Raw genomic sequence first — 18,200 nt, 5'->3', positions numbered from 1 at the left:
ATTTTTTTTAAAACGAATCGTGCGCGACCGTCGCAAGGATATATTGAGATCATGGCTGAGGACAATGACAAGTATGCTAACGACGCCGGCCCGCCGCAGGACGGACCGCCGCCGCGTGTGCCCGACCGGCGCGCCAACGGCGGCGTGTCACGCTACCTGCGTACCGACGACACGCCGCTGAACCTGGCCGGCCGCGTATTGCGCTCGCGCTGGCGCGCGTTGGCCGACAAGTTCAACCGCGACTTCATGCGGCGCACGCTGCGCATTGGCGTCTCCGCCCGCATCTTCCACCCGGAAGAGGGCGCGAAAGGCCTGCGCAGCAAGAACCTCCAATACCTCGAAGAATCGATCGCGCAATGGGTGATGTCGCGGGACGTGCTCGTGTTCATGGTCCCGACCGTGAATACGAACGGGCTGCTGCACCCCAGCAACATCACAATGCGTCATTACGCGCGCCACCTGGACGGCCTCGTGCTGCAGGGCGGGGCGGACGTGTCGCCGATGACATATTCCGAAACGCCGACGCGGCCCGAATGGAGCGGCGACCGCCCGCGCGACGTGTACGAACTGGAACTGCTGCACGAATTCGTCGACGCGGGCAAGCCCGTGCTGGGCATCTGCCGCGGTTGCCAGCTGATCAACGTCGCATTCGGCGGGACCTTGCACCAGGACATCGTGACGAACGTGACCGGCGCCCAGCCGCACGTGCACGACATCTACGACGCCCACCGCCACGCCATCGTGTTCCCACACGGGTCGTCGCTGCGCAAGATGTTTCCCCAGCATGAGCGCGCCGTCGTGAACTCGATCCACCACCAGGCCGTCAAGGACCTCGGGCGCGATATCCACGTGGAAGCGATGTCCGAGCCGGACGGCGTCGTCGAGGCGATCCGCTACCAGCGCGCGCCGTTCGTGATGGGCCTGCAGTGGCATCCGGAATTCCACCGCGCCACGGGCGGCGACCTGCTCGACTGCACGCCGGTGCTGGATGAATTCCTGCGCGCCGCGCGCGAGACACGCCTCTGATCAAAATGGTAAGGGCCGCCCCTGGACGACGCTCTTCATCACGAGCGTCGACGTCAGCCGCAACACGTTCGGCAACGTCGACAGGCTGTCGTCCCACAGTTTCTGGTACGCCGCCAGGTCCGTCGTGATGACGTTCAGGATGTAGTCCGGGTCGCCGAACAGGCGCTGCGCCTGGATGATTTCCGGAACGCCGGGCACGCGTTCTTCGAAGGCACGTACGCTCTCCCGGTCCGTGGCGCGCAAGGTAACGAAGACGATGGCCGAGAAATTCAGTCCGACGGCCGCCGGCTCGATGGTCGCGCGGTAGTCGGCAATGATCCCCGCGTCTTCCAGTGCCCGCACGCGCCGGTGGCACGGCGACAGGCTCAAGCCAATGCGTTCTCCCAGGTCGGTGAGAGAAAGGCGCCCATCCTTTTGGAGTTCCGCAAGAATCTTCCGGTCGTAATCGTCCATGCGGGAGATGTTGCCCGAAATCGTGGTTGGTTGACAAGCCTTAGGCAGCACATTTTCGTGGCGGCGCAGTACGCTGTTCCTCATGAATACCCATACCCTCCTGCTGTTTTCCGCCACCGTGCTGCCGTTGATCTGCACGCCCGGCCCCGACATCCTTTTCATCGCGTCGCAAGCGATGTCCGGCGGGACGCCCGCTGGCCTGCGCGCCACGACGGGTGTGCTACTCGGCTACTGCGTCCATTCCTTCCTGGTGGCGCTCGGCCTTGCCGCCGTCGTGGCCGCGTCGCCTCTCCTGTTCGAGGTGATCCGCTGGGCGGGGATCACGTACCTGGTCTACCTGGCCTCGAAGCTGATCCGGGCGGCGCTGCGCGCCGGCGAGCTCGTCGTGCCGCAGGGGCAGGTCGCGAACCAGCTCTCCAGGGGATTCCTCACGTCCCTGCTGAACCCGAAAGGGATGATGGTCTACGTCGCCATCCTGCCCCAGTTCATGGACCGGCACGGCGGCGACACGACGCTGCAGGCGGTCGCCCTGTCCGCGGCCTTCATGTTCTGGTGCGGGGTCGTGTACACCTCGCTCTGCCTTGCCCTGGGCCGGGTCGGTGGCCGCAAGCTCAGCGACAAGCGGCGCCGGGTGATCGACGGTTCGGCCGGCGGCATGGTGTTGCTCGCGGCGGGGTTCATGGCCGTGGTCCGGCAATAACAGATTGCGCTTGCGTTCGGTCTCGTCCCGCTCCATAATCTAAACGAGAATCATTCTCATTTAAATGCGAGGAGGCTGTATGGACGACGATCTGCTGGACGAACTGAACACGCCGGACGGGCGGCGCACCACGCGCCACGAACTGCTCGTGGCGGCGCTGCTGCACCTGATGTCGCAATACACCGTGAACAATGCGGACGCCTGCGACCGCGCGAGCGGCGACGGGCCGTGCGTGAAACTGGCCTCGGTGATCGAGCGCCACCTGAATGCGCTGGCGCGCCTGCCGGATGCCGATCCGGTGCTGCGCGCCACCTGCGAGCAGCTGAGCGTGAAATGGGCGGGCCTCGTCGACCGCGGCCTGCCGGCGCCCGTCAAGCGCCCGCTGCTGGCGCGGATCCTGGGGCAGGGCCGGCCGTCGTTGGCTTGACTCAGTCGAGCCAGGCCCGCAGCGCCGCTTCGCCGTCCGCGCTGAACGCGAGCACGCGCGACTCCGGCACGCGGCGCGCCCAGCCCAGTTGCTGGAAACGCTCCAGCAGCGCCGTCCCGAGCGCGCCCGCCAAATGATGGCGCCGCTCGCTCCAGTCCAGGCAATGGCGGCACAACGGCCGCCGCGTGGCGGACGGCAGGGGATCGATGCCGATGGCCGCGATCAGTGCGCGCCCACGGTCGGTCAGTGTGACGCCGCCTGCATCCAGCGCGAACGCGCCGCGCCGGGCCAGGCTTTCGTAGACGAGCACCCCGAGTTCGCCCGCCAGATGGTCATAGCAGACGCGCGCCTTGCGCAGCGCCGGTTCGCGTGGACTGGAACGCACGCGCACGGATCCTGTGCCGAACGCGATGCCCATCATGGATTCGAGCAGGTGCGCGACGTCGGCGTCGGCGATGCGGAAATAGCGGTGCCGGCCCTGCGCCTCGACGGCGAGCAGGCCCGCCTCGCGCAGCTTGGCGAGATGCGTGCTGATCGTCTGGCGCGTGACGCCGGCGGCGTCGGCCAGTTCGGTCGCCGTCAGCGCCATGCCGCTCATCAGCACGTTCAGCACTTCGGCGCGCGCCTGGTCGCCGATCAGGGCGGCGATGTTGGCGATATTCGGTCCGTCTCTCATATGCTTCGATCTTAGCCGAAGCATAGCGTCAGGGCCAGTGGCTACCATGGGGCTTCAACGTCACGAGGAGCCATCATGCCCATCACCTGTTTCATCCGCTACGAGATCGACCCCATCCAGCGCGACGCCTTCCGCGAGTATGCCGGGAACTGGGGCCGCATCATTCCGCGCCTGGGTGGCCGCCTGCTCGGCTACTTCCTGCCGCACGAAGGCACCAATTACGAGGCATGGGGTCTCGTCGGCTTCGACAGCCTGGCCGACTACGAAGCGTATCGGCTGCGCTTGAAGAACGACGGCGAGGCAGTGGCGAATTTCCAGTTTGCGCGCGAAAAACGCTTCATCCTGCGCGAGGAGCGGACGTTCCTGGAGAACGTCGCATGATCGCCGTGATCTTCGAAGTCGAACCGGCGCCCGGCAAGCGCCAGGATTACCTGGACGCGGCCGCCGCGCTGCGTCCCGCGCTGGAAGCGATCGACGGCTTCATCTCGATCGAACGTTTCGCATCGCTGACGCGGCCGGAGAAGATGTTGTCGCTGTCGTTCTGGCGCGACGAGGACGCTGTGAAACGCTGGCGCACCTTGCCCGCGCATCGCGCCATGCAGGCGGCGGGGCGGGCCGGCCTCTTTGCCGACTACCGCCTGCGCGTGGCCGCGGTGGTGCGCGACTATGGCTTGCACGAGCGCGACGAGGTGCCGCCCGACCTTGTTACTCCTTGATCTCGGGCTCGACGAGTTGAGCGAGCAGCAGCAGCGACTCCTGCCAGCCGAGGTAGCACATCTCGGCGGGAATCGCGGCCGGGATGCCTTCCTGCTTGACCTTGATGTCGACCCCGCAGAACACCTCGCGCAGTTCCACGGTCGTCTGCATGCGGCCGGGCAGGTTGGGATCGTTGAATTCGGCCGTGTAGACGAGGCGCTTGCCCGGTTCCAGTTCCAGGTATTCGCCGCCGAACGAGTGGCTGCCGCCCGTCGTGAAATTCGTGAAGGACATCCGGTAGCGGCCGCCGACGCGGGCGTCCTGTTCGTGCACGGTGCAGGTGAAGCCGTGCGGCGGCAGCCATTTGGCGACGGCGGCAGGCGTGACGAACGCGCGGTAGACGCGGTCGGCGGTGGATTTCAGGACGCGGTGCAGCTCGACGGTATTCGTGGACATGATCGGTCTCCTTGGCGAAAGTGGCAGAGGACATCCCTCTGATCCTACGACGAACGAGCGGCCTGCGGATCGACACGAGGATAAAAAATTTATCGTCCGCGGAAGCGCCGGATCGCCGCGTCGACCATACCCTCCGCGCTGCCCTGGCGTTCGTACTGCCCGCGCAGGAAACTCGCGTCGCCGCCGTCGCTGGCCGCCGCGGCCAGGTGCGGCAGCGCGTCCAGGCTGCCCAGCGCCTGCGCGTGCGGTTCCATCAGGTCCAGCGTGGCGATGATGTCCTCGCGCAGCGGGAGTTGTTCATAGGTCTTCGGATGCGTGATCACACCGTCGAGCCCGAAGCGGCTGGCCTGGAAGCGGTTGTAGTTGTAGACGAGGTAGTCGTCTTCCAGCGGCGGCGCTTCCTTCCGTTCGAGCAGGTGGCGGCACAGCGCCTGCAGGTAGGCCGCGAGGGCCGCGGCCCGTTCGACCGTGAGCGGCGTGTCGCACACGCGCAGCTCGATCGTGCCGTATTCCGGTTTCGGTCTCAGGTCCCAGTAAAAATCCTTCATGCTCTTGATGATGCGCGTGCGCTCCATCTTGGCGAAGTAGACGTCGGCGAAGTCCGCCCAGCTGAGCGTGAACGGCGCGCGGCCGCTCAGCGGAAAGGCCGAGACCGAATTCAGGCGCGCCGAATCGAAGCCGCTGTCGTGGCCCTGCACGAACGGCGACGACGCGGACAGGGCGATGAAGTGCGGGATGTAGCGCGACAGGGCGTGCAGCAGGAACAGCGCGTCGTCGCCGCTGGCGCAGCCGATGTGCACGTGCTGGCCGAACACGGTGAACTGCTTGGCGAGATAGCCGTACAGCGCCGACAATTCCTGGTAGCGCGGCTTGGCCGAGATGCGCTGTTCGGACCAGTGCTGGAACGGATGCGTGCCCCCGCCGGCGATGCCGATGTTCAGCACGTCGCTGGCGGCGACCAGCGTATCGCGTATGTCGAGCAACTCGGCCAGCAGCGTGCGGTAGTGCGTCTGCACGCTCGAATTTATCTCGATCATGCTTTCCGTGATCTCGGGCGTGACGTTGCCGGGGAACGGCTTGCGCTTCAGCAGATGCATCAGGTCGGGGCTGGCCGGCGTGAGGTCGAAGTCGGACAGGCTGACGAGCTGCAGTTCCAGCTCCACGCCGAACGTCAGCGGTGCCGAGGTGGCGAAGGGTTCAAGCGGCATGGTTGACCTCCGGCGCTTCGCGCGCCCACACGAGGGCGCGCTGCAGGATGATGGGACCGAATACTTCGAGCAGCATCGTCACGGCGGCCACCGCGCGCAATTCCTCGACGACCTGCACGCCGGCGTGGCGCGCATGCTCGATCAAGAGGATCACGAACACGGACAACGGCGTCAACGCCACGCCCGTCAGCGCGCCCTTGCGCCACGAGATGCCGGACAAATGCGCGAACGCGGTCACGCCGGCCGTCTTGGCGAGCAGGCGCACGAGCACGAGGGCGCCGGCAAGCAGGGCGCCGGCCCACACGCGGCGCCAGTCGAGCGTCGAGGCGGCGAACACGAACAGCACGACGGTGAGCAGTTCGCCCAGCGCGCCGAAATTGCGCTGCGCCTGGCTGAACGCGACGCGGCGGTGGCGCGCCGCCAGTCCGAACGCGAGCGCTGCGACGACGGGCGACAGGCCCAGTGCGTACGTGATCGCGACGAGCAGGATCACGGCCAGTGCGAAGGCGACGGTCGCGTCCTGCGCCAGCTTGCCCAGCAGGCGCAGGATGCCCGGCACGACGAGGCCGAACACGGCGCCCGTGAATGCCGAGACGCCCAGCACGACGAGGCTGTTCCACAGCGCGTCGCCGACGTCCTCGAACGTGCGGAAGATCCACAGGCCGACGGTGGCGTTGAACGCGAACACGGCCAGCACGCAGTTCAGCGCGCACAGGTGCAATGCCCGTTCCGTCACCTGGCCCGAGCTTTTCTGTTCGTTGATCACGCGGACGACGGTCGCCGGCGACGTCGCCATCGACAGCGACGCGAGCATCAGCCGGTCGATCAGCGCCGCGCCGAACGCGTTCGCGACGAGGTACACGCCGACGAAGGTGAGGCCCGCTTCGAACAGGCCCGTGATGCCGATCCACGGATTCGTGCGCAGCCAGCGCAGGTTGATGCGGTAGCCGAGCTCGAACAGGATCAGCCCGAACCCGACGTCGGCCAGCAGCAGGGTCGTGCCGCCTCCCGACGGCGGCAACGGCAGCACGCCCAGCTGGGGCGCGGCCAGGATGAAGCCGACGAGGCCATAGAAACTGATGCGCGGCAGGCCGGTCCAGCGCTGCCCGAATTCGCCGACCAGCCAGGCCAGCGTGATCGCGAAGGGCCAGGCAAGGCTCGTGAGGACAGACAGGAATTCCTGCATACCTGCTCCTTTGTCAAAATGTTACGACCTGCGACCGATTCTACAAGAGGGATATGTGCGCACGATTACATGTAGGAATTGCGGAAGGTAGAATGCCGCATGACCCAATCGATCTCCGCCCCGGCCTCGCGCCCCCCGATCCGCCTCACGGCCCAGGTGCTCACGTGCCTGATGTTCTGCCTGTTGGCCGCACCCATCATCTGGTTCGGCCAGCGCGATCCGCTCGCGGCGTTCGGCGGCCCGATGGCGCCCATGCGGCAGCTGCTGGTCGGGCAGGGCCTCGCGCTGCTGGCCGCCGCCGGCTCGTACGTCATGTTCCGCCTGACGGCGCGGGCAAAGTCGACCACCGACACGATCGCCAGCTATGCACGGCTGGATCTGCGCGGCCTGAATCCGCTGTGGATCGCGCTGGCCGCCGCCATCGGCGAAGAGACGCTGTTCCGCGCGGCGCTGCAGCCGCTGCTGGGTATCTGGATCACGTCGCTGATCTTCGTCGTCACGCACACGCCTGCATACCGCTTCCGCCGGCTCGACTTCGCCACGCTGGCGCAGGCGGCCGGCGTGTTCGGCGGCAGCGTCGCGCTGGGGCTGATCTACCAGTACGTCGGCTGGATCGCGGCGGTGCTCGTGCACCTGTGGATCGACATCATCGGCTTGTTGATCGTGCGCGCGGCGGCACGCGCCCGGTGACTACTTGCTGAGCAGGCGCATCGCCCGTTCGAGGCCGTCGATCGTCACGGGGAACATGCGGTTACCCATGATCTGGCGGATGACGGCGATCGATTGGCGGTACTGCCACAGGTGCTCCGGTTCCGGATTCAGCCATGCGAATTTCGGGAACGCGTGGCAGAACCGGGCCAGCCATTCCGCGCCCGCTTCCTCGTTGGCGTATTCGACGGAGCCGCCCGGCGCGAGGATCTCGTAGGGACTCATCGTCGCGTCGCCGACGAAGATCAGGCGCGTGTCGGGCGGGTAGGTGCGCAGCACGTCCCACGTCGGGAAGCGCTCGGCGTGGCGGCGGCGGTTGTTCTTCCACAGGTGGTCGTAGACGCAGTTGTGGAAATAGTAGAACTCCATGTGCTTGAACTCGGCCTTCGCCGCCGAGAACAGTTCTTCGGTGCGCTCGATGTGGTCGTCCATCGTGCCGCCCACGTCCAGCAGCATCAGCACCTTGATGCGGTTGCGCCGCTCCGGCTGCATCCTGATGTCGAGCCAGCCGGCGTTGTTGGCGGTCGAGCGGATCGTTTCGTCCAGCGCCAGTTCGTCCGGCGCGCCCTGGCGCGCGAAGCGGCGCAGGCGACGCAGCGCGACCTTGATGTTGCGGATGCCCAGTTCGCGCTCGCCGTCGTAGTCGCGGTAGGTGCGCTGGTCCCACACCTTGACCGCGGACCGGTTGCCGCCCTTGCCCCCGATCCGGATGCCCTCGGGATTCGTGCCGCCGTTGCCGAACGGGGACGTGCCGCCGGTGCCGATCCACTTGTTGCCGCCTTCGTGGCGCTCCTTCTGTTCCTTCAACAGTTCTTGCAGGCGGTCCATCAGCTTGTCGTAGCCGAGCTTCTGCAGCTCCGCCTTCTGCTCCGGCGTCAGCTCGCGCTCCAGGCGTTTCAAAAGCCAGTCGAGTGGAATATCCGGCGCGCCGGCAGTGCCGCCGCTATCGAACACCGTCTCGATGCCTTTGAAAAAGGCGCCGAACGCGCGGTCGAACTTGTCGAAATGGGCTTCGTCCTTCACCAGCGTCAGGCGCGCGAGATAATAAAACTCGTCGAGCGACGGCGCGATCACCTGCTTCTGCAGCGCTTCCAGCAGCGTGAGGAATTCCTTGATCGTGACGGGGACCTTGGCGTCGCGCAGGGTGAAGAAGAAGTCGATCAGCATCGCGCGCCCCTGTTACTCTGCGTGGCGCGCGAGACGATAGTGCAGGTGCGACTTCACTTCGTGCCACTCGCCGCGCACGATGCTGTACATGACCGTGTCGCGCACGGTCCCATCGCGGCGCGGCGCATGGTGGCGCAGCACGCCGTCCTTCTTTGCGCCGAGCCGCTCGATGGCGGCCTGCGACGCGTAATTAAAATTATCGGTGCGCAGGCCGACGACGGCGCAGTCCAGGGTGTCGAACGCGTGCGACAGCAGCAGGAGCTTGCAGCTCGTGTTGACGTGGCTGCGCTGGCGGCTCTTCGCATACCACGTGTAGCCGATTTCCACGCGGTCGATCGCGGGCATGATGTCGTGGTAGCTGGTCGTGCCGATCACGGTGTCGCTGGACGCGTCGACCACGGCGAAGGCGACCCGGTTCGGTGTCTCCAGCGCCGTGCGGATATAGGCTTCCGTGTCCTGCGGTTCGGGCACGGAGGTGATGCGCAGGTTCCACAGTTCGCCGTCGGCGGCTGCGGCGCGCAGGCCGTCCAGGTGGTGCAGCCCGAGCGGCTCCAGGCGCACGCCGTTGAATTCGAGGGTGACGGGGGCGACCTGGATCATCGGTTGTGCCTCGCCATCGCCACCAGGCGCTCGAACAGGCTCACGTCCTGCTCGTTCTTGAGCAGGGCGCCCGTGAGCGGGGGCACGATCGTCTTGCCGTCCTGGCTGCGCAGGATCTCGGCCGGGATGTCCTCGGCCAGCAGGAGCTTCAGCCAGTCGAGGAATTCCGACGTCGACGGCTTTTTCTTCAGACCCGGCACGTCGCGCAGTTCATAAAAACTCTGCAGCGCGGCGGACAGCAGGTCGGCCTTCAGCGTGGGGTAGTGGACCTTGACGATTTCCGCCATCGTGTCGCGGTCCGGGAATTTGATGTAGTGGAAGAAGCAGCGGCGCAGGAAGGCGTCCGGCAAATCCTTCTCGTTGTTCGACGTGATGATGACGAGGGGGCGGTGCTTCGCCACGACCATCTCGCGCGTCTCGTACACGTAGAACTCCATGCGGTCCAGTTCGCGCAGCAGGTCGTTCGGGAATTCGATGTCGGCCTTGTCGATCTCGTCGATCAGCAGCACGACCGGCTCCGGCGCCGTGAACCCCTGCCACAGCACGCCCTTGACGATGTAGTTGTGGATGTCGCGCACGCGCTCGTCGCCCAGCTGCGAATCGCGCAGGCGCGAGACGGCGTCGTATTCGTACAGGCCCTGCTGGGCCTTGGTCGTGGACTTGATGTGCCACTGCAGCAGGGGCATGTCCAGCGCGGCCGCGACCTCTTCGGCCAGCATCGTCTTGCCGGTGCCGGGTTCGCCCTTGATCAGCAGGGGCCGGGCGAGGGTGAGGGCGGCGTTGACCGCCAGTTTCAGGTCGGCGGTGGCGACATAGTTATCGCTGCCTTCGAAGCGTCGGGGTGCGTGCATGGGCCTGGGGCTATCGTATGGGAATGCCAACGAGTATATGCCAGAACCGCGGCGCGGGCAGGGCGTCCATGCTGCGCTGCCCAATGGACTCGACTATATTCTTCGGATAGAATCGATTGGATCGTGGCAAAAATGCCATTGCAGTTGCAGTACCGGGGGTCTAGAAAACCTGCTGCCGCCGCACGGGTCGCAAGGCGCCCTATCGATTCAACCCAACGATAGGTCATCCATGAAAATTTCAACAGCATTACTCGTGCTAGCAGCCGGCGCCTCGATGGCCGGCACGGCCGGCGCAGCCGACATCGTCGGCAATCCGAAGGCTGCACCCAACAAGATCGAACAGTGTATCGGCTGCCACGGCATCCCCGAGTACAAGGGCACGTTCCCTGAAGTCTATCGCGTACCGAAGATCGGCGGCCAGTCGGCGAAGTACATCGAAGCCGCGCTGCAGGCATACAAGAAAGGCGACCGCAACCACCCGTCCATGCGGGGTATCGCGGCCAGCCTGTCCGACCAGGACATCGCCGATATCGCCGCGTATTATTCGCAACAGACCCCGTCCAAGTAAGGAGCGCGCCATGAATAAACTGATCGTCGCGCTGACCCTGGGCGCCGCCTCGCTGGCCCTGTCCGGCCAGGCGCTGGCTTCCGGCAATGCCGCCAACGGCGCCGAACTGGCGAAAAAATACAACTGCGCGTCCTGCCACGGCGCCGACTACAAGACCCCGATCGATCCCAGCTATCCGAAGCTGGCCGGCCAGCATGCCGACTACCTCGTGCATGCACTGACCGCGTACAAGCGCGGCACCAAAGCCGCCAACGGTCGCAACAACCCGATCATGGCCGGCATGGCCCAGCCGTTGTCGGATCGCGACATGGCCGACATCGCCGCCTACCTGCAAGGCCTGCCTGCGGCGCTCGTCACGAAACGCTGATCTACGCGGGCCGTTACAATAACGGCTTCTTCGGTTTGTCCGAATCCCTCCTGCCGCCTGGCGGCCGGGGGGATTTTGTTTTTTGGAGTTCCGCCGTGTCCGACGTATCCCCTTCCCACATCAAGACCAATGTATTGAGCGGCCTGACGGTCGCGCTGGCGCTGGTCCCCGAGGCCATCGCCTTCGCCCTCGTGGCCCACGTGTCGCCGCTGACCGGCCTGTATGCCGCCGTGCTGGTCTCCTTCATCACCTCCGCGTTCGGCGGCCGGCCCGGCATGATTTCCGGTGCGGCCGGCGCGCTGGCGGTCGTCATGGTCGCGCTGGTCGTCCAGCACGGCGCGCAATACCTGTTCGCCGCCATCGTGCTGATGGGCGTGCTGCAAATGCTGTTCGCGGCCGCGCGGCTCGGTAAATTCATCCGCATGGTGCCGCATCCCGTGATGCTGGGCTTCGTCAACGGCCTGGCCATCGTGATCTTCGTCGCGCAGTTCGAGCATTTCAAGGTGGGCGGCGGCTGGATGGCGGGCCCGCAGCTGTGGACGATGCTCGGCCTCGTCGCGCTGACGATGGCGATCGTGTACCTCACGCCGCGCATCACGAAGGCCGTGCCGGCCACGCTGGTCGGCATCCTCGCCGTCGCGCTGCTCGCGCACTTCACGGGCATCGAGACGAAGACCGTGGGCGACCTCGGCTCCATCGCTGGCGGCCTGCCGGCGTTCCGCGTGCCGGACGTGCCGTTCGACCTGCAGACCCTGAAGATCGTGTTCCCCTACTCGCTCGTGCTGGCGGGCGTGGGCCTGATCGAGACGCTGTTGACGCTCACGCTGATCGACGAGATCACGGACACCCGCGGCCAGCCGAACCGCGAAAGCCTGGCCCAGGGTGTCGCGAACGTCGTCACCGGGTTCTTCGGCGGCATGGGCGGCTGCGCGATGATCGGCCAGAGCATGATCAACGTGGGCAACGGCGCGCGCGGCCGCCTGTCGGGCATCTGCGCGTCGCTGTTCCTGCTGTCGTTCATCCTGTTCGGCGCGAGCGTGATCGAGCAAATTCCGCTGGCCGCACTGATCGGCGTGATGTTCGTCGTGTGCGAAAAGACGTTCGAGTGGGGCACGTTCCGCCTGTTCGGCAAGGTGCCGCGCGCCGATGCGCTCGTGATCGTGCTGGTGGCCGGCGTGACGCTCGTCTTCAACCTGGCGACCGCGGTGCTGGTGGGCGTGGTCGTGTCGGCGCTGGTGTTCGCGTGGCAGCACGCCAAGCAGATCCGCGTGACATCGGGGCAGGATGCGCACGGCTGGAAAGTCTATGAACTGGAGGGCACGCTGTTCTTCGCGTCGGTGGCCGGCTTCCAGGCGCTGTTCACGCCGAAGGACGACCCGCAGGACGTCGTCGTCGAATTCCGCCGCGCGCGCGTGGCGGACCACTCGGCGATCCAGGCCATCGACGGCCTGGCGGAACGCTACCGCGCCCTCGGCAAACGGCTGCATCTGCGCCACCTGAGCCCGGACTGTCGCGCGCTGCTCGAGCGCGCGAAGGACATGATCGAGGTGAACCTGCCGGAAGACCCGCGCTATCGGGTCGCCGACGACAAACTCGATTAAAAACGTCTCCCGGGCTGCTGCGCGTTGCGCTGCCGGCCTGCGATGCTCGTGAGAGGTTTTTCAGCGCACGCGCTTGCGCACGCACTCCACGTACGCGTCGGTGTCCGGCTGCGTGCCGTGACGCTGCGCCGACCAGATCATCTCGCCCAGGCATTCCATGATGCCGTGGTGCGCCTCGTGCTCGCCCACGCGCGCGGCCAGCGCCTCGTAGGCGGCGCGGATGCCGCGCGGCTGGTCGATCGACACCTGTTCCGTGATCGACAGGTGCATCGACAGGTGCAGGAACGGATTCGGCTTGCCGCCTTCGACGGCATAGTCGCGTGCCACCGCCGCATCGGCATCCGCCAGCTCGTCGTGGTATTCGGGATGCTGCTCGATCCAGTCGGCGGCGATGGCGTCCATCGGGGTCAGGATCTCACCGGCGCGGCGCTTGCGCAAGGCCTCGCAGAAGAAGCGGCGGACGTCGTTGGAGGAGGGGGTGAACATGGAAGAACCGTCGGAAAAGCAGGAGGAAGGGCGTCATTGTAGCGCGATGGCGCACACCCTGCCGGCGCGGTCATGGGGCCGGCTTGCGTGCGGCCGCGGGCGCGCAGTTCGCACGCAGCGCGGCCTTGAGCGCGCTCGCTTCGGCCGCATCGCCGCGCGCGTCGTGCCACTCCGCCATGTACGTCTGGGCCATGCACGTGCGCGCATGCGCGAGCTTCGCGTCCTTCCCGGCTTCTTCCAGCAGGCGCGCCGCGTTGGTCTTGCCGAGGTAGAAGTCGGCGATCGGCGCGGGCCAGTCGTCTTCCTTCTGCTGTTTCAGCGCCGCTTCCAGCTCGGTCTGCGCCAGCGCCGCCTCGCCGTGGCGCACGCGCGCGATGTACAGCCACAGCGGGCCGACACGGTCGGCCGGCAGCAGGTCGAGCGCGTGGCGCAGTTGCGGGATCGCCGTGTCCAGTTGCCCGGCCAGCATCTGCCGGCGGCCGCGCAGCAGGCTGGCGTTCGGTTGGCCGCCTTGCGCCGCCATGTCCAGCCAGACGCCGGCCTGGAGCGGATCGCGCGGCACGCCGCGGCCGGTGTTGTAGACCTGGGCCAGCGCGTACTGGGCGTCCGCATTGCCGGCGTCGGCCTCGGCGCGCATCCAGGGTTCCAGCCCCGTGCCGCGCGTGAACACGTCGCCGCCCAGGTAGGCGATGTACAGTGTTTCCTGGCTCATCGCGAACAGCACGCGGTGCGTGCGCAGGAAGTCCTGGCCGAGGTACACGTCGGCGGTGCGCGAGCCCTGCGAATCGATGATGCCCAATTCGACGTTGCTGATGGTCTCCTGGCCGATCTGCATGGTCTTGACCGGGGCGATCCAGTGGGGCGCGCGGTCGGACCCGATCCCGCCGCTGTCGCCCATGCGCACGGCGCCCGGGCCGTTGACGTCGATGCCGGCTTTCTTCGCGGCGTCCAGCATCATGAAACTGCGGTGCGCGCCGGAGTCGATCAGCGCGTCCATCTCCTTGCCGTTCACGACGACCGTGAAATGCGGGTTCGGACTCTTGCCGTAGTTGCGCCCGAACGGCAGCACGACCGTGTTTTCCTTCCACAGGAGCAGCTCCGCCTTCTGGCATTCGAGCGGGCGGTAGAACTTCATCCGCTTGGCTTGCAGGTCGAGCTCGAGGTCCGCCTGCAGCAGGAACGGGGCGCCGACGATGGCGTCGAAGCTCGGCGTAAACGTGGTGCTGCCGATCACGGTCAGTTCCGGACGGCGGCCCGCGTGCGCCGGACCGATGGCGAAATCCTTCAGCCGTACCGCGTACAGGCGCGACAGGCCCCCGAGGCCTTCGACGTACCGCCCCGTCATGAACAAGGTCAGGTCGCGCCGGGTCGCGGCGTTCATCGTCATGTGGGTCTGGTCGGAGCCGGTGTCGATCAGCATCGTGGCCGGCGTGCCGTTGATCGTGCCGTCGACCGCAGGCTCCAGGCCCTGGCCGACGTAGCGGATGGGCAGGCTGGCCACTTCGACGTAGGTGCACTTGGGCGGCGTGTCTTCGGCGTGGACGCGTGCGGACGAGCACAGCGCGGCCAGCACGAGGGGGAGGGCACGGAAAATCGGCAAAGTCGGCATCGTCATGACGATGATTCTACTTCGCAATTTTGTAAAAACAACATTACCAAAATGTAAAAAAGGCAAAGACACCCGCTCGCGCGGCTGCTTTGCCTTTGTTGTGTTGCTTCCGCGCTAATCGCGCAGATCACTCCTTGCGCGTTATACCTTGCTGCGCCAACACCATCTTGGAGCTGCCGGCCGCGTCGGCGATGGCCTTGCTGGCTGCCGCCACCGCCTTGCTGGCGTTGCCGCCATTCGCCACGGCCTTGTTACCGCCGTTGCCATTGCCGCCCTGGCTGCGCCGCTCGTGCGGCTGGCGCAGGTAGCGCGAGCTGTGACGGCGTTCGCCGTTCGCGGGCCACGTGATGAAACGCGACAGTTCCTGCAGGGCGCGCTGGTACACGTCGCGCTTGAATTCGATGACCACGTCCAGCGGGACCCAGTAATCGTGCCAGCGCCAGGCGTCGAACTCGGGGTGGTCGGTCAGGCGCAGGTTGACGTCGTTGTCGCGTGCCACCATGCGCAACAGGAACCAGATCTGCTTCTGACCGCGGTAGTGACCGCGCACTTCGCGCTTGATGAAGTGATCGGGCACTTCATAGCGCAGCCAGTCGCGGGTCCGGCCCACGATCTTGACGTGCTCCTGGCGCAGGCCGATTTCTTCCTCGAGCTCTCGGTACATCGCCTGTTCCGGCGTCTCGCCGTATTTGATACCCCCTTGCGGAAATTGCCAAGAATGCTCACGCACCCGCTTGCCCCACCACACTTCGTTGTTGGCGTTCAGCAGGATGATGCCGACGTTGGGGCGAAACCCTTCACGATCGAGCATAATTCACCTCGAAACTTTCTGCCGGCTGATCCCTCTTACTTACGTTTTCACCTAGCAATCCAGATACGTCTGTCGCGCAACCTGCACAGGAACAACAGCATGCACCACGTGTTTCGGATCCATTTGTATAAAGATTGGATGCATCAGCCAGCTAATCCTTTAAAATTAGGTCGATTATAACCCTCTCTTTTTAAAAAGAATTCACCGATATGCGCGCCTCACGATTTTTTATTTCAACGCTCAAAGAAGCGCCCTCCGACGCCGAGATCGTCAGCCATAAACTGATGATGCGCGCCGGGATGATCAAGCGACTCGGCTCCGGCATCTACACGTACATGCCGCTGGGCCTGCGCGTCATTCGCAAGGTCGAGGGCATCATCCGCGAAGAGATGAACAAGGCGGGCGCGATCGAACTCTTGATGCCGCTGGTGCAGCCGGCCGAGCTGTGGCAGGAGACGGGCCGCTGGGACAAGATGGGGCCGGAACTGCTGCGCCTCAAGGATCGCCACGGCCGCGACTTCGCGCTGCAGCCGACCTCGGAAGAAGTCGTGACCGACGTCGTGCGTACCGAAGTCAAGTCGTACCGCCAGCTGCCGTTGAATTTTTATCACATCCAGACCAAGTTCCGCGACGAGCGCCGTCCCCGCTTCGGCCTGATGCGCGGCCGCGAGTTCACGATGAAGGACGCCTATTCCTTCGACCGCGACGTCGAAGGCATGCAGAAGTCCTACGAGACGATGTTCAACGCCTACGTCAACATCTTCAACCGCTTCGGCCTGAAGTTCCGCGCGGTGGCGGCCGACAACGGCGCCATCGGCGGCACGGGCTCGCACGAATTCCACGTCATCGCCAGCACCGGCGAGGACGCGCTGGTCTACTGCCCGAACTCGGACTTCGCGGCCAACATGGAAGCGGCCGAGGCGCTGCCGCTGATCGCCCAGCGCGGCGCCGCGACGCAGCCGCTGACGAAGGTCTCCACGCCGAAGACCACCAAGTGCGAAGACGTGGCCAAGCTGCTCGGCATCGGCCTGGACCAGACCGTCAAGTCGATCGCGCTGACGGTCGAGAAGGACGTCGACGGCAGGCAGGTCAGGGAAAACTGGCTGCTGCTGCTGCGCGGCGACCATGAACTGAACGAAGTCAAGGTCACGAAAGTGCCGGGCCTGAAGGACTTCCGCTTCGCCAGCGAAGCCGAGATCCAGGAAGCCTACGGCACCGTGCCGGGCTACCTCGGCCCCATCGGTACGAAGCAGCCGGTCAACATCGTGGCCGACCGCACCGTCGCCAACATGGCCGATTTCGTGTGCGGCGCGAACGAAGCCGACTACCACCTGACCGGCGCCAACTGGGGCCGCGACGTGGCCGAGCCGGTCGTCGCCGACCTGCGCAACGTGGTCGAAGGCGACGCCTCGCCGGACGGCAAGGGCCAGCTCGCGATCGAGCGCGGCATCGAAGTGGGCCACGTGTTCCAGCTGGGTACCGCGTACTCCGCCGCGATGAATTGCGTCTACCTGGACGAGAAAGGCCAGCCGGCCCCGATGCAGATGGGCTGCTACGGTATCGGCGTGACCCGCATCCTGGGCGCCGCCATCGAACAGAACTTCGACGACAAGGGCATCATCTGGCCGGACGCCATCGCGCCGTTCGAGCTGGTGCTGTGCCCGATGGGCTATGACCGCAGCGATCTGGTGAAGCTTGAGACCGATCGCCTGTATGCCGAGCTGCAGGCGGCCGGCGTGGACGTCATCGTCGACGACCGCGGCCTGCGTCCGGGCGCCATGTTCGCCGACTGGGAACTGGTCGGCGTGCCGCACCGTGTCGTGATCGGCGAGCGTGGCCTCAAGGAAGGCAACCTGGAATACCAGGGCCGCCGCGAGCTTGAAGCGACCGCCGTTCCTGCCGCGGACATGCTCGGCTTCATCAAGGGCAAGCTGGGCAAGTGATGGCGCGACGGTTGATCAGCCGGGCAGCAGCCCGGCTCGGCCCGGTCTTGCTCGCCGCTGCACTGATGAGCAGCGGCGCGGCGCAGGCCGGCAACCAGAAAGAGGAAGCGTTGGGAGACGCGGTCCGACTTGCACTGGAAAACGCCATTCGCGACGGCCGGCCGCCCAAGCCGGTCCTCCGCGACGAGGTCGCGCGCGTCCGTTACCAGCAGTGGTTCGACGCGATGTCGGCGCGCCTCAAGCGCCGCCTGCCGGACGATCAGACGCGCACGGAATTCCTCGAAATCGCGTGGTACGAAGCGACGCGCGCGGGCCTCGATCCGGGGCTCGTGCTGGGCCTGATCCAGGTCGAGTCGGCGTACCGCAAGTACGCCGTGTCGATGGTCGGCGCGCGCGGCTACATGCAGGTGATGCCGTTCTGGACGAAGGTGATCGGCGACTCGAACCGCCGCGCGCTGTTCGACATGCAGACGAATCTGCGCTACGGCTGCTCGATCCTGCGCATGTACATCGACATGGAAGGGGGCAATCTGTATCTCGCCCTCGGCCGCTACAACGGCAGCCGCGGCAAGCCCGAGTATCCGAATGCGGTGCTGGCGGCGTGGAAGAACTGGGAGTTCAAGCAGGACGTGATGGTGTCCAGCCGCTGATTTTTCTCAGC

Annotated in this window: 22 protein-coding genes; 11 read left to right on the top strand and 11 right to left on the bottom strand. The window is 65.8% G+C overall.

Annotation, left to right across the window (positions count from 1 at the left end; genetic code table 11):
- The first annotated feature begins 51 nt into the window (after positions 1–51).
- Positions 52–1,026, top strand: a complete 975-nt coding sequence (locus QPK29_RS24865; protein WP_371768922.1) for a gamma-glutamyl-gamma-aminobutyrate hydrolase family protein — start codon at positions 52–54, stop codon at positions 1,024–1,026.
- Here QPK29_RS24865 and QPK29_RS24860 read toward each other — a convergent pair whose 3' ends face one another.
- On the bottom strand, positions 1,027–1,479 hold the full coding sequence (locus tag QPK29_RS24860; protein ID WP_056124313.1) for an Lrp/AsnC family transcriptional regulator: 453 nt from the start codon (positions 1,477–1,479) through the stop codon (positions 1,027–1,029). It lies immediately after the preceding gene.
- Between the two features lie 82 nt (positions 1,480–1,561).
- Between QPK29_RS24860 and QPK29_RS24855 the strand changes: the two genes are divergently transcribed.
- Positions 1,562–2,179 (top strand): LysE family translocator, encoded by a 618-nt coding sequence (locus QPK29_RS24855; RefSeq protein WP_056124310.1) that lies wholly within the window; start codon positions 1,562–1,564, stop codon positions 2,177–2,179.
- Positions 2,180–2,258: 79 nt separating this feature from the next.
- Positions 2,259–2,606, top strand: coding sequence for a hypothetical protein (locus tag QPK29_RS24850; RefSeq protein WP_056124306.1), 348 nt, complete (start codon positions 2,259–2,261; stop codon positions 2,604–2,606).
- Position 2,607: 1 nt separating this feature from the next.
- On the opposite strand, the gene QPK29_RS24845 is transcribed toward QPK29_RS24850, so the two are convergent.
- On the bottom strand, positions 2,608–3,282 hold the full coding sequence (locus QPK29_RS24845) for an ArsR/SmtB family transcription factor (protein ID WP_056124305.1): 675 nt from the start codon (positions 3,280–3,282) through the stop codon (positions 2,608–2,610).
- A gap of 75 nt (positions 3,283–3,357) precedes the next feature.
- Between QPK29_RS24845 and QPK29_RS24840 the strand changes: the two genes are divergently transcribed.
- Positions 3,358–3,663 carry an NIPSNAP family protein gene (locus QPK29_RS24840; RefSeq protein WP_056124303.1) on the top strand — a complete coding sequence of 102 codons (306 nt, stop codon included), beginning with the start codon at positions 3,358–3,360 and terminating at the stop codon, positions 3,661–3,663.
- A complete protein-coding gene (locus QPK29_RS24835) occupies positions 3,660–3,998 on the top strand; it encodes an antibiotic biosynthesis monooxygenase family protein (RefSeq protein ID WP_371768923.1) in 339 nt (112 codons plus the stop codon). The genes QPK29_RS24840 and QPK29_RS24835 overlap by 4 nt, the downstream gene beginning before the upstream one ends.
- Here QPK29_RS24835 and QPK29_RS24830 read toward each other — a convergent pair.
- The 3 genes from QPK29_RS24830 to QPK29_RS24820 form a co-directional block, all read right to left on the bottom strand.
- Entirely contained in the window at positions 3,988–4,434 is a 447-nt protein-coding gene (locus QPK29_RS24830) for an SRPBCC family protein (protein ID WP_371768924.1), read from the bottom strand. The genes QPK29_RS24835 and QPK29_RS24830 overlap by 11 nt on opposite strands.
- A gap of 89 nt (positions 4,435–4,523) precedes the next feature.
- Positions 4,524–5,642 (bottom strand): YbdK family carboxylate-amine ligase, encoded by a 1,119-nt coding sequence (locus QPK29_RS24825; protein WP_056124296.1) that lies wholly within the window; start codon positions 5,640–5,642, stop codon positions 4,524–4,526.
- Complete coding sequence (locus QPK29_RS24820; protein ID WP_056124292.1) at positions 5,632–6,828, bottom strand: cation:proton antiporter; 1,197 nt, start codon at positions 6,826–6,828, stop codon at positions 5,632–5,634. Before QPK29_RS24820 ends, QPK29_RS24825 begins: the two co-directional genes overlap by 11 nt.
- 99 nt (positions 6,829–6,927) lie before the next feature.
- Here QPK29_RS24820 and QPK29_RS24815 point away from each other — a divergent pair, with 99 nt between their 5' ends.
- A complete protein-coding gene (locus QPK29_RS24815) occupies positions 6,928–7,518 on the top strand; it encodes a CPBP family intramembrane glutamic endopeptidase (protein ID WP_056124289.1) in 591 nt (196 codons plus the stop codon).
- Here the strand turns inward: QPK29_RS24815 and QPK29_RS24810 are convergent, their stop codons facing one another.
- Genes QPK29_RS24810 through QPK29_RS24800 form a run of 3 tightly spaced genes read right to left on the bottom strand, consistent with a single transcriptional unit; the run spans position 7,519 to position 10,154 of the window.
- Positions 7,519–8,703, bottom strand: coding sequence for a vWA domain-containing protein (locus tag QPK29_RS24810; RefSeq protein ID WP_056124286.1), 1,185 nt, complete (start codon positions 8,701–8,703; stop codon positions 7,519–7,521).
- A 12-nt stretch (positions 8,704–8,715) separates the two neighbouring features.
- Positions 8,716–9,303 carry a GNAT family N-acetyltransferase gene (locus tag QPK29_RS24805; RefSeq protein ID WP_371768925.1) on the bottom strand — a complete coding sequence of 196 codons (588 nt, stop codon included), beginning with the start codon at positions 9,301–9,303 and terminating at the stop codon, positions 8,716–8,718.
- The gene (locus QPK29_RS24800; protein WP_371768926.1) at positions 9,300–10,154 is read right to left on the bottom strand and encodes an AAA family ATPase; all 855 of its coding nucleotides are present in this window, start codon (positions 10,152–10,154) and stop codon (positions 9,300–9,302) included. Before QPK29_RS24800 ends, QPK29_RS24805 begins: the two co-directional genes overlap by 4 nt.
- Before the next feature lie 229 nt (positions 10,155–10,383).
- Here QPK29_RS24800 and QPK29_RS24795 point away from each other — a divergent pair, with 229 nt between their 5' ends.
- The 3 genes from QPK29_RS24795 (at position 10,384) to QPK29_RS24785 (ending at position 12,690) form a co-directional block, all read left to right on the top strand.
- Entirely contained in the window at positions 10,384–10,722 is a 339-nt protein-coding gene (locus tag QPK29_RS24795; protein WP_105376421.1) for a c-type cytochrome, read from the top strand.
- A 10-nt stretch (positions 10,723–10,732) separates the two neighbouring features.
- A complete protein-coding gene (locus QPK29_RS24790; protein WP_056124275.1) occupies positions 10,733–11,089 on the top strand; it encodes a c-type cytochrome in 357 nt (118 codons plus the stop codon).
- A 95-nt stretch (positions 11,090–11,184) separates the two neighbouring features.
- The gene (locus QPK29_RS24785; RefSeq protein WP_160409425.1) at positions 11,185–12,690 is read left to right on the top strand and encodes a SulP family inorganic anion transporter; all 1,506 of its coding nucleotides are present in this window, start codon (positions 11,185–11,187) and stop codon (positions 12,688–12,690) included.
- A 60-nt stretch (positions 12,691–12,750) separates the two neighbouring features.
- On the opposite strand, the gene QPK29_RS24780 is transcribed toward QPK29_RS24785, so the two are convergent.
- The 3 genes from QPK29_RS24780 to QPK29_RS24770 form a co-directional block, all read right to left on the bottom strand.
- Positions 12,751–13,176 carry a DUF1841 family protein gene (locus QPK29_RS24780; protein WP_056124268.1) on the bottom strand — a complete coding sequence of 142 codons (426 nt, stop codon included), beginning with the start codon at positions 13,174–13,176 and terminating at the stop codon, positions 12,751–12,753.
- 70 nt (positions 13,177–13,246) lie between these two features.
- Positions 13,247–14,791, bottom strand: a complete 1,545-nt coding sequence (locus QPK29_RS24775) for an aspartyl protease family protein (RefSeq protein WP_371768927.1) — start codon at positions 14,789–14,791, stop codon at positions 13,247–13,249.
- Positions 14,792–14,912: 121 nt separating this feature from the next.
- Complete coding sequence (locus QPK29_RS24770; RefSeq protein ID WP_371768928.1) at positions 14,913–15,596, bottom strand: RNA pyrophosphohydrolase; 684 nt, start codon at positions 15,594–15,596, stop codon at positions 14,913–14,915.
- A 209-nt stretch (positions 15,597–15,805) separates the two neighbouring features.
- On the opposite strand from QPK29_RS24770, the gene QPK29_RS24765 reads away from it, so the two are divergent.
- Positions 15,806–17,539 (top strand): proline--tRNA ligase, encoded by a 1,734-nt coding sequence (locus QPK29_RS24765; protein ID WP_371768929.1) that lies wholly within the window; start codon positions 15,806–15,808, stop codon positions 17,537–17,539.
- On the top strand, positions 17,539–18,189 hold the full coding sequence (locus tag QPK29_RS24760) for a lytic transglycosylase domain-containing protein (RefSeq protein WP_371768930.1): 651 nt from the start codon (positions 17,539–17,541) through the stop codon (positions 18,187–18,189). Before QPK29_RS24765 ends, QPK29_RS24760 begins: the two co-directional genes overlap by 1 nt.
- Positions 18,190–18,200 lie beyond the last annotated feature (11 nt).

The sequence above is a fragment of the Massilia orientalis genome (assembly GCF_030411975.2).
In the GTDB taxonomy this organism is placed as follows: domain Bacteria; phylum Pseudomonadota; class Gammaproteobacteria; order Burkholderiales; family Burkholderiaceae_D; genus Telluria; species Telluria orientalis.
Note: the sequence above shows the minus strand (reverse complement) of the source record. Positions and strands in the feature narration are given on the sequence as shown.